The sequence below is a fragment of the Flagellimonas pacifica genome, assembly GCF_900215465.1.
Taxonomy (GTDB): Bacteria; Bacteroidota; Bacteroidia; order Flavobacteriales; family Flavobacteriaceae; genus Flagellimonas; species Flagellimonas pacifica.
The window spans coordinates 1,205,149-1,216,489 of record NZ_OBEH01000001.1; the positions used below are offsets into that span (position 1 = coordinate 1,205,149).

The following is an 11,341-nucleotide window of genomic DNA, read 5'->3' on the forward strand; positions in this document are numbered from 1 at the left end:
AATGCTGAAAACGAATGGTTTAACAAAAAAATACGGAGCGTTCACAGCGTTGAACGCTCTTGATTTGGAAATTGGCGAAGGTGATATTTTTTGCCTTTTAGGAGCCAACGGTGCGGGAAAATCCACTACAATAAACCTGTTCCTCAATTTTATTGAGCCCACTAGTGGCAATGCAACCATAAATAATCTGGACGTGAATGAGCATGCTTTGGAAACAAAGCAAGTGCTATCCTACATTCCAGAAAATTTGATGCTCTATCCAAGTTTAACTGGATTGGAAAATCTTGATTTTTTCTGTGGATTGGGTGGAAAAAGCTATTCCAAAGCAGAATTGGAGACATTGCTTCAACAATCTGGATTACAAACAGATTTCATAGACAAACGGGTACAAAACTATTCCAAAGGAATGCGACAAAAAGTGGGTATTGCCCTAGCAAGGGCTCGCGAGGCAAAAGTGTTATTGCTGGACGAGCCAACTTCAGGGTTGGACCCAAAAGCGAGCAATGAATTTTCTGAGCTTTTGTTAGAAATGAAAGATAAAGGGGTAACAACCCTGATGGCAACCCACGACCTTTTTAGGGCAAAAGATACTGGTACACATATTGGCATTATGAAAGAAGGTGTATTGGTTGAAAAGTTTGAATCCAAAGACGTTAGTTTTCAGGATTTGGAAAGATTATACCTAAAACATATGCACAATTAATAGCTGTATATGGGTAGTTCCCCAAACCCATAAAAACCACTCGAACAAATGAAAACTAGCATTCGAATAGCAAAAAAAGAAATAAAGATTGCGCTTAGGGAAAAGTTAGTGCTTGCACTTTCTTGCATCATATTAGTGTTATTGGGTATATCACTGTATACAGGTGCCATCGCATATCAACAACAGCAAGAAGCCATCACTAAAGCTCAGAAAGAAAAACGGGAAGAATGGCTTGGACAGGGAGATAAACATCCGCATATAGCGGCACATTTTGGCACCTTTATTTTCAAACCCAAAACAGTGTTGAGCTTATTTGATTTTGGGTTGGATACCTATACAGGCACCTCTGTTTATTTAGAGGCACATTACCAACACCAATTTATGTTCAGGCCTGCACAAGACCATAGTAGTATGATTCGATTTGGAGAATTGAGTGCGGCACTAGTACTGCAAATTTTAATGCCCTTGCTCATCATATTTTTGGCGTACGCATCTTTTACAAGGGAAAAAGAAAGAGGCACATTACGATTATTGAGTAGTCAAGGAATAACATTGACCAGTATTGCCTGGGGCAAGATAATGGCATATTTCATAATACTTCTAGTCATTTTAGTGCCGTTTGTGTTGGGTATTTTGTTGCTGTCGTATTTGCTGAAAACTCCAGACACCATTACAGATTTGGGAATTCGTATTGTGTTGCTCGGCGCTGCGTATATGGCCTATATTTTTATGTTCATTGTATTGTCGGTACTGGTATCTTTAAAATCATCCATAAGTAGAAATGCCTTGTTGACATTGCTTACCTGTTGGATACTCTTTACCATCATTATTCCCAAGACCGTTGCCAATTTAGGAGAAAGCTTATATCCGTTGCCTTCAATGAAAATCTATAAAGAAGCCATTTTGAAGGATAAGAAAGATGGATTGGACGGAAAGACACCGAGAGCGGTACGAATGGCACAATTGGAAAAAGAACTGCTGACCAAGTACAAGGTGGATTCCGTGCAACAACTCCCTTTCAATTTTGACGGCGTAAAAATGCAAGCGGGAGAAGAATATGGCGATAAAGTGTACGATGTGCATTGGGGAAGGCTTTTGGATCTATTTAACAAACAGAACAAATTGGGCAGTTACGCAAGTCTGTTGAACCCATACATTGCACTACGGAATATATCCATGGGGTTTAGTGCAACGGATTTAAACACCTCAGTGGATTTTCAGAAAAAGGTGGAGAACTACCGTAGAGTTTTCATAAAAAAAATGAACGATGATATGGCGCAAAACTCCAAGTATGGTGAGTTTTATGAATACAGCGTAGGACTGGATATGTGGAAGTCGGTAGAAGATTTCGAATACAATACACCATCAATCTACGCTACATTAAAAAAGTATACTTTGGAATTGACCTCTCTTTTCTGCTGGACAGTGGTACTCATTCTACTGTTGAATTACATAACCCGCAAAACAAAACCCACCAATGGATAAAGTAACCAAAACAATTATACGTTATGAATGGGCATCTTTTGTGCGCAACAAATTTCAGTTATTGCTTTTGGCAATCATTTTCCTTTTTGGAATGTATGCCATTTATTATGGCACGTCTGTAGTAGAGGAACAGCAAAAAACCATTGCCGACGTTCAAATAATAGAAGAGGATGAGTTTCATCAATATCAAGTAAGTTTTGATGAAGAATTAAACTCGGTGGATGCAAAAAGAAAAAGGGACATTGCTTCCGACCCCTCTTATGCGTGGTTCAGGCATGGGTACCATGCGGTACTTCCTCCACATAAATATGCGGCACTTGCAATAGGGCAACGCGATTTACACCCGTACTACCACCGCCTTACGGGAATGAGCCTCTACTATCAACTTTTTGAAAATGAAATAGCCAATCCAGTAAAACTTTATGTCGGTAATTTTGACCTGTCATTTGTCCTCATCTATCTTTTACCACTGCTTATCATTGCCTTTACATTTGGACTCTATTCCATAGAAAAGGAAAGTGGTGTGCTTGCGCTCCTACGAATTCAATCCATAAGCATTCGAAAAATAATAGCAATAAGATTACTGTTCTATTTTATGCTCATTACAGGTTTTGCACTACTAATTTCCTTGATAGGATTATTGGTTTCGGGCAATATGTTTGCGGATGAAAATCTATTGGCGGCTTTGCTTTGGTTGGTAGGGGTAATTTTATACAGTGCCTTCTGGTTTGGCTTGATGTTTTTGATTATCAGCTTTTTTAAAAGCTCAGCGTTCAATGCAATATGTGCAGCAGGGTGCTGGCTTTTATTTCTACTGGTCATACCAGCTATACTGAATGTATGGATGACGACCAAATTCCCTGTAGATACCATCCATTTGGCAGAACTTACTCGAAGAACGGGCCTGGAAAATGAAAATGACGAAAAGGAACGAGCTGAGGTACTTTCTGAATTTTTAAAATATAACCCACAATACAAAGGCAGTGATAGTTTATTTCACAATAATGAGTATGCAAAGGTTTATGCGGCCTTTACAACTTTAAAAGATAGCCACAGCAAAAAAGATGTTGATGCATATAGCCAGCTAATCAGCAAAAGAAATCAATGGGTTAACCAATTTCTTTGGATAAATCCAGCGGTAAATATGCAAGATGCTTTTGCTTTGATTTCAAAGACGGATTTAAACACCTTTCTAAATTATCAATTTGCATTGACCACATTTCATAAGAAGATTACCTCTTTCTATTTTGAAAAGCTTTTTTGGGACAAACCCATCACGCAAGAAGACTATTCCAAACGCCCCATTTTTAAAATGAAAGAGAATGATCAACGATGGAACATGGTACTATATAGTTTTCTTAAGATTGTCATTATCACCTTTCTCTTTGGGATAATGGGCTTTAAGAAAATGAAAAAAGTAACTAACTAAAGAATTATCAACTCTATGAAAACTAAAAATAACTGTCTCATTATTGGAATATTCAGTTTCCTGATATGTATACCCTATGTAAAAGGACAAGAGAGTGATAATTTTCCGCCGCCAGAAAATCCTCAGGAAATACAGGCAACAAAAGCGATAGGAACAATAACCATTGATGGTAAATTGAGTGAAACAGATTGGAAAAATGCTCCGATCTTATCCAGCTTTTTCAGAATTGAACCTAAACAAGGGGGCAAGTATCGATATCAAACCGAAGTGAGGTTGCTTTATGACAACAAGAACCTATATGTTGGTGCTTTTTGTAAAGATTCTTTAGGAGCAAAAGGAGTACGTGTGCAAGATCTGCGTCGTGATTTCTCTTATGGGGAGAACGATATTTTTGCCATTCAGATAGATGCGCAGAACACCAAACAATATGCAGTTTCCTTTCAAACTACACCTTATGGAAATCAACGAGATCTGCAAAACTTTAATGACGATTATACCGATAATGATTGGAATGCTTTGTGGAAAGTACGCACGCAGCGTACCCCAGAAGGTTATTATGCAGAATTTGCGATTCCATTCAAATCTTTGCGATACGATAAACCAAAAGATGGGCTGCCGGTAAACTGGGGCATTACTTTTTTTAGATTGGCCCGGAGAGACTATGAACAGACGGTGTTTCCGGAAATTCCACAGGCCTTTTCCCCTTATCGAATGACCTATGCAGCAAAGCTGATAGGGTTAGAAGTACCGCCACCATCTGCTAACATTCGTATAGAACCTTATACATTATATCAGTTTGATGAAACCAAGAATGGCAATTCCCTGGAGAGCACAAAAAACGATATTAAGGTAGGTGGGGATGTAAAATGGGTTGTTTCCCCCAATTCGGTGGTCGATTTGACCGTCAATACTGATTTTGCTCAAGCAGATGTAGACAGGGCAGTAAACAATTTGGAACGGTTCAATATCTTTTTCCCGGAGAGAAGACAGTTTTTTCTCGAAAATTCTGGGATTTGGGCTGGAGCTTCCAATAGGGACATTATTCCTTTTTTCAGTAGACAAATAGGGCTACAAGGAGGATTTAATGCCGCACCTGCACCTATAGATGTTGGTGCCCGTTTTACCAATAGAGATGAAAAGAAAACCTTGGCGGGGCTCTATGTGCATCAAGGAAATACCAATACCTCTACGGCGGCACATTTTGGTGTGTTCCGATATCTACAAAACTACGGCAAGGAAAACAATCTGGGTATAATGGTAACCCATCGTTTGGATAAAAAGAACAATGCCTTGTCACTAAATGAAAACAACAATACCACCCTTTCCATTGATGGACTTGTTCGCCCTAAAGATGAATGGACCATTTCCTATTTGGCTTCAGCTTCAAAAGATGAAGCACAAAATAAATGGGGCTATGCAGGCAAACTCTTTGCGGGGTACACCACAAACAAAATGTATTGGGGCTGGAGTTCCAACTTTGTTAGCAAGGATTATGATCCGGCTATGGGTTTTGTTTATCAAAAGGATGTGATACAACACAATCCAGGGGGGTATTTTATCTTGCGCCCTAAAAAAATGCCATGGATACGTCGTTGGGACCCTGGTTTATTTATCAATTATTACCATGATTTTTCCCAACCAGGAAATTTTCAGCAAGCCAGTTTATATCTTTTTCCCATCTATACTTTTTTTAAGGACAATAGTTTTTTGGAGTATGCTATAACCCCTACATGGCAGAATATCAATTTTGATTTTGCACCCTTGGGGCTGGCTATTGCCAATGACAGGTATTACTATACTCGACAGTACATAAGATATAGATCCGATCAATCTAAAAAATTCTCATTAAAAGGAAAATTTGACTGGGGGAAGTTCTACAAAGGTCATAGAGAAACTATTACCGCTGGAGCACGTTACGCTCCAATTCCACATTTCTCATTATCATTTGATTACGAATTTAATCATCTGAAAAATATTGGGATTGAGGAAAAAAAACTTGAAACCAATTTATATACAGGTGGGGTACGATTGGCATTGAACCCAAGAGTGCAGCTATCTAATTTTTATCAGTACAACTCATTTACAGATCAGGTTAGATGGAATGCAAGGTTCAGCTGGGAGTATAGTCCAAACTCTTTTCTTTATTTGGTATATAACAATACCCAAAATAATAGTTTGGACCCACTGCAAACTAATCAACAATTTATTGGAAAACTGACGCTATTAAAACAATTTTAAATTGAAACCAATTCTTTTAGAAATATGGGTTGTACGCACATCTCCAGTATTTTAAGGAAAGTTGAAAATTAAGAATGAGAGATGTTAAGGATAGATTAGGAAAATGTTTTGAAATCTGGATGAAACTTATTGTTTTTAATGTATTGGATACATTTGCTCTAAGAAGGTTGGTGCGCGTATATCTTCAATATTAGCACTACCAACTTTATATTTATTCCTTTTTCAAGAAGACTAATAACGTATTATGGAAAATAAGCACAAAGATTACACCCGAAGGCATTTTATAAAGCAATCTACCCTTACTTCGATAGCATTGATATCACTGGTAAATTGTACAAACAAAAAAAAGAAAGAGGAAGGGATTGAAAAAAGTGAAATTGGGAGTTTGGATTTAAAACTAGACCCCAAAGGATATCTTGATCTTCCAGAAGGATTTTCTTATAAAGTCATTTCAAAATCTGGTGAAAAGATGTCGGATGGTTTGTTGGTGCCTGGTAGACCGGATGGGATGGGGGCTTTTCTTAATGAAATGGGAAAGACTATCATTATAAGAAACCATGAGAATAGTCCCAATACATTGGAGCATAGTCCATTTGGACTAACCAATGAATTATTGCCCAACGTGGAATTGAACAAACTTTATGATTCTGGAAACGGAACCAATCCTGGGTTAGGAGGCACTACAACTTTAATTTATGATGAAGACAATCAGGAAGTTGTGGAACAATATATGAGTTTGGCCGGTACTTATAGAAATTGCGCAGGTGGTGTTTCGCCTTGGGGAAGCTGGATTACCTGTGAAGAAGATGTCACCAAGGCAGATGGGAGTCAAATTCTTGAGGACCACGGTTATGTATTTGAGGTGCCTATGAATGCCAAAGAGATGGTAGTACCAACCCCAATTAAGGCAATGGGACGTTTTAATCATGAAGCTGTAGCCATTGACCCTGATTCTGGTTGCGTTTATCTTACGGAAGACAGACACGACGGACTTATCTACAGGTTTATCCCCAAGGAGAAAGAAAACCTTTTGGCGGGAGGATTATTACAGGCATTGGCGATACGTAACAAAAAAAATCTAGACACTAGAAATTGGGAGGCACCTATGGTACAAACAAACAAGGCTATGGAAGTGTACTGGATAGATTTGGATAATGTGGAATCACCGGAGGATGATTTGAGATATAAAGGATTTGAGACCGGGGCAGCCCGTTTTGCACGCGGTGAGGGAATTTGGATGGGAGATGGGGAACTCTTTTTTGCATGTACAAATGGAGGTCCAGAGAATTTTGGACAAGTTTTTAAGTACAAATTATCATCGAAAGAGGGTACGGATAATGAAAATGAAGAACCGGCAATGTTGGAGCTTTACGCGGAATCCAAGGACAAAACTGTATTGCACATGTGCGATAACCTTACAATAGCCCCTTGGGGAGATGTTCTGTTGTGCGAGGATAATGGCGAATTAAATCATATAAGAGGTATAGGTAAAGATGGTAATATCTACACTCTTGCTTGCAATAGGAGCTCCAAATCAGAACTTACAGGTTCGGTTTTTTCTCCTTCTGGAAAAACTCTTTTTGTAAACGTGCAAGAGAATGGCGACACCTTAGCCATAACTGGTCCATGGGAGAAGTTTAAGAAACTACGCACTTAGCGATTTGTTTATTGGTAATCATTCGTTGTTGGTTTTGGTTGGTTCATTCGCTTTAGATAGTGAAACCAAACCGCCCATGGCACCTAAGTTCATTGAATCCAAAGCTGAACTTGGCACGATTACCATAGATCCTTTTTCCTTCAAGCCTTCAAATAGCATGTTCATGCCTCTAAGGTGCAAGGCTACAGGATTCTCACTATACTGTTCGCTTGCTTCTGAAAATTTATGTGCTATTTCTGTTTCAGCGGTTCCTAGAATCACTCTTGCTCTTCGTTCCCGTTCTGCCTGAGCCTCTTTACTCATGGCATCGGCCAAAGCCTGTGGAATGATGATATCTTTTATGCCCACGTTTTGGCAAGTTATACCCCACGGATTGGTATTGTGATCAAGTACCTTCTGTAAGTCTTCAGCTATTTTATCCCTGTCTTGAAGTATATCTGCCAACTCATGTTTCCCTATAATATCTCTAAGTCCGGTCTGGGCAATATAGAAAATGGCTTTCTCATATTCCTGTACTTCCAATGCCGCTTTTTCCACATCCCAAACGGTCCAATATACTACGGCATCCACATTTACCGGAACAGTATCTCTGGTCAAAGTTTGCTCCGCTTTAAAATCAGTGACACGAACACGCTGGTCAATGTATTTATCTATTTGATCAATTACGGGAATGATAAAGAATATCCCTGGTCCCCTTAACCCTTGGTATTTACCCATTCGCAATACCACTGCTTTTTCCCATTGGTCGGCAATATGGATTGACTTGGCAATAAAAAGAAAAAGCAGCAATAAAATAGCCGTAACTTTTAAATCTACAATATCAAAAAAATACAATCCGGCGCATATGGCCAGACCAGAAATTATAATGGCAGTGGAAATGGGGTTCCCAATTTTTTTAATAGAAGTCTTCATTTTAATTCTGATTTTTAAGTTGATTAATTATATCATCTGTTGAAAATCCATAGCTAAATGCTATAGTGGAAAATTCATTGCAAATCTCTTTTAGTTTGTTCCTTTTCTCTTCATCCGATATTTGGATTTTGGCTTGGCTAATGAATGTCCCCGTTCCTTGTTGTGTTTCAAGTATGTTTTGGATTTCCAGCTCTTTATAGGCTTTTGCAACCGTATTCAAATTTACTTTCAACTCCACGGCCAGAGACCGGACCGTGGGTAATTGTTCTCCGGTTTTGAGGTTTCCGAAAGCAATGCCAAATTTTATCTGATCGATGATTTGCCGATAAAACGGTATTCCAGTCTTAGGGTCTAGTTTAAAAGTAATCATTGTTTTAATGTACTATACATATAGTACAAACATACAATAAATTTTTAATAACATAACTCAGCGTTCCAATTTGTAAATAGAAAGTGGTAAAAGAACAGCGGATTTATTTGTTTAATGAAGTTGGCGTTGAAGAATTCATAGACTTAAAAAGCCGAGATAAAAATCTCGGCTTTTATAAATTATCAAAGTTTTCAAGAATTCAATTCAAACTTTGTAAAGCTGAATCTGATGTCATCTGCCCAGTTGCTGGCCAGTAATTATTTCTGCTATCATACCTTCAATTAATATATTTGTCCTTTTAAGCCCGTCTTTTATTTTGGTTGAATGGTACTCATACTTTTTTCCATTGAATCTAAGTTTGGAAATTGGCATGTCTCGCACTTTTTTAAATAAAACAGGCTCTCCTAGATCATTTTTCAAGGATATTTTTAATTTCTTCATTTTTTCTGAGGTCAACTTTCCAGTTATTTCTCTATTTGATTTAATGCCATTTACCTTTTTGTATATAAAATTCCCATCGTGATATACCCAGAAGTCGTAAACAGGGCATCTGCCTAAACAGGGACCTTTGGAATAGTGGAGCAGAGGTTCTTTTTGTTGAGTTACAACTGCTTCCTCACCCGATTTGCAGGCAAATGATAATAAGATTAAAACCATATATATCTTTTTCATAATGAATATGTTTTATGTTAATCACTTGGCTAAAGCCAAGGGTTAATTACCTTTTTTACGATGGGTACAACCCTTCTTTGGGTTTCCAATAATTTTGGCCTTCTTCCAGGATCCTGCTATTGGCAAATAGCTTCTGCCTTTGGATGAAGACATATTACCTCGGATGAAATCCCTAAACGTAATGAGCTCTGGATGATTATACATAAGTTGTATTTTTTGTTCCGCAATAGAATTTCCGTTGGGGCCTCCTTTTCGTGTCACAAAAGTTGCGAATACCTCTGCAATGTCTTCACCAGGATTGGTAGATGCATAAGCGGTTACATAACGATCTCTATGTTTTTGATAAAATTGCTCTAGTTTTTCTTCACTGTCCTGGGCAGTTTCATACTCGCTCCATATATCGGCCCAATATCTGGTTTGTAATTTATTGATGTAAGAATCGGTCTTTGCGCAGCCCTCTCCAGTAAAATAATTGTTACAGTTGCTCTGAGAAATTGATGCATCCACTTGATCAATATCAAGGGTCAAAATATGCCCAAACTCATGAATAATGGTGTAAGCTAGTTCTCCGCCAGCATTAAAACCACCTTGGTAAGCAAAATCAATGGCAATACCCATTTGCCATTTGGACAAGTCATTGGACGTGGGGAAAACATATCCAGCAGTACCACTATTCTCACCGGAGAATATCATGAATTCACTCATTTTGGACAAGTAGCTAGCAGGAACAATTTTCTTTACTAGTTCCCATACTTCATTATGCTTATTGGTGTCTTTTTGAAACTCTAAATCTGAACCACTTACTTTATAATCGGTCTTTTTTACTATGTTTGAACCTTCTACCGTGTAAAGGGTTATTTCACCCTCACCTTCACCTTCTTCGTTTCCAGAGTTGTCTCCTGGGTTTTCATCATTGTTTCCATCCGTATTATCGCCATTAGTATCACTACCATTGTCTGTGTTGTCTCCGTCAGAATTGTTGGTGTCGTCTGTACCTGAAGTATCCGTTACAGGGTTTTGGTCAATAAGGACATCATCCTTTTGACAGGATTGAATGGTGAGTATAGCAAAGAATAATAGTAAAACCCATTTTAATTGTTGTAGCCTTTTCATAAATAAAATCTTTAATTGAACATTATTTTAAAACCACAACAGATAACTTTTGAAGCACCCTATTTTTTTTCATGTTTTTTTGAAAAATGATGAATCAAAATTTTTATCCCTTCAAAAAAAATAGGGTAAAAACAAATCTTCTTGTTGTGTTATTGATAGAGGAAATTTGTAATAATGGGAAAATGAAGGGGATAACTTTTTTGAAATAACTAGTTTTGGAATACAAACCTTATTTCAAAATATGGGATTTGAGGATAAATCCGTTTGTGACGAAAATACCTTTAAGCAGATTTTTGATGATCATTCCGAAGTAATTCGAAATTTCATCTATTACAAATGCAGGGATATGCAACAAGCCGAGGATATTACCCAGGATGCTTTTGTAAAACTTTGGAAAAATTGTAAAAAAGTGGTTTTTGGCAAAGCAAAGTCGTTTGTGATGAAAGTGGCGCAAAATGCATTTTTTAATGAAGTGGCCCATGAAAAGGTAGTTTTAAAATACAATGCTTCAGCTTCCATAAAAAAAGCATTCACGGAAAGCCCTGAGTTTTTATTGGAAGAGAAAGAATTCATGGAAAAGTTGCAACGAAGTATCTCCAGTCTTCCTGAAAAGGAACGGACGGTATTTTTGCTTAGTAGAAAGGATAAAAAAACATATCGGGAAATCGCCGAAATAGTTGGCATTACGCAAAAAGCTGTTGAACGCCGAATGCATCTTGCATTGCAAAAACTAAGGGAAGATATAGGTAGATCCATTTAAAG

The 11,341-nt window shown here is 37.9% G+C and carries 10 protein-coding genes; 6 read left to right on the forward strand and 4 right to left on the reverse strand.

All coding sequences use genetic code 11. From position 1 onward, the window contains the following. Position 1: 1 nt before the first annotated feature. The 5 genes from CRO15_RS05380 (at position 2) to CRO15_RS05400 (ending at position 7,512) form a co-directional block, all read left to right on the forward strand. Complete coding sequence (locus CRO15_RS05380) at positions 2–703, forward strand: ABC transporter ATP-binding protein (protein WP_097044722.1); 702 nt, start codon at positions 2–4, stop codon at positions 701–703. Between the two features lie 48 nt (positions 704–751). Continuing rightward, positions 752–2,188 carry a DUF3526 domain-containing protein gene (locus CRO15_RS05385; RefSeq protein ID WP_097044723.1) on the forward strand — a complete coding sequence of 479 codons (1,437 nt, stop codon included), beginning with the start codon at positions 752–754 and terminating at the stop codon, positions 2,186–2,188. Further along, positions 2,181–3,617 (forward strand): DUF3526 domain-containing protein, encoded by a 1,437-nt coding sequence (locus CRO15_RS05390; protein ID WP_097044724.1) that lies wholly within the window; start codon positions 2,181–2,183, stop codon positions 3,615–3,617. Before CRO15_RS05385 ends, CRO15_RS05390 begins: the two co-directional genes overlap by 8 nt. Before the next feature lie 15 nt (positions 3,618–3,632). Then, positions 3,633–5,855 carry a DUF5916 domain-containing protein gene (locus CRO15_RS05395; RefSeq protein ID WP_097044725.1) on the forward strand — a complete coding sequence of 741 codons (2,223 nt, stop codon included), beginning with the start codon at positions 3,633–3,635 and terminating at the stop codon, positions 5,853–5,855. Positions 5,856–6,099: 244 nt separating this feature from the next. After that, the gene (locus tag CRO15_RS05400) at positions 6,100–7,512 is read left to right on the forward strand and encodes an alkaline phosphatase PhoX (protein WP_097044726.1); all 1,413 of its coding nucleotides are present in this window, start codon (positions 6,100–6,102) and stop codon (positions 7,510–7,512) included. Positions 7,513–7,530: 18 nt separating this feature from the next. Here the strand turns inward: CRO15_RS05400 and CRO15_RS05405 are convergent, their stop codons facing one another. From CRO15_RS05405 to CRO15_RS05420, 4 genes are all read right to left on the reverse strand, one after another. Continuing rightward, the gene (locus CRO15_RS05405; protein WP_097044727.1) at positions 7,531–8,424 is read right to left on the reverse strand and encodes a slipin family protein; all 894 of its coding nucleotides are present in this window, start codon (positions 8,422–8,424) and stop codon (positions 7,531–7,533) included. A 1-nt stretch (position 8,425) separates the two neighbouring features. Beyond that, positions 8,426–8,794 (reverse strand): GntR family transcriptional regulator, encoded by a 369-nt coding sequence (locus tag CRO15_RS05410; protein WP_097044728.1) that lies wholly within the window; start codon positions 8,792–8,794, stop codon positions 8,426–8,428. A gap of 231 nt (positions 8,795–9,025) precedes the next feature. Further along, the gene (locus CRO15_RS05415) at positions 9,026–9,466 is read right to left on the reverse strand and encodes a DUF6438 domain-containing protein (protein ID WP_097044729.1); all 441 of its coding nucleotides are present in this window, start codon (positions 9,464–9,466) and stop codon (positions 9,026–9,028) included. A gap of 42 nt (positions 9,467–9,508) precedes the next feature. Continuing rightward, a complete protein-coding gene (locus CRO15_RS05420) occupies positions 9,509–10,579 on the reverse strand; it encodes a putative zinc-binding metallopeptidase (RefSeq protein WP_097044730.1) in 1,071 nt (356 codons plus the stop codon). A gap of 241 nt (positions 10,580–10,820) precedes the next feature. Here CRO15_RS05420 and CRO15_RS05425 point away from each other — a divergent pair, with 241 nt between their 5' ends. Beyond that, positions 10,821–11,339, forward strand: coding sequence for an RNA polymerase sigma factor (locus tag CRO15_RS05425; protein ID WP_097044731.1), 519 nt, complete (start codon positions 10,821–10,823; stop codon positions 11,337–11,339). The last annotated feature ends 2 nt before the right edge of the window (positions 11,340–11,341 follow it).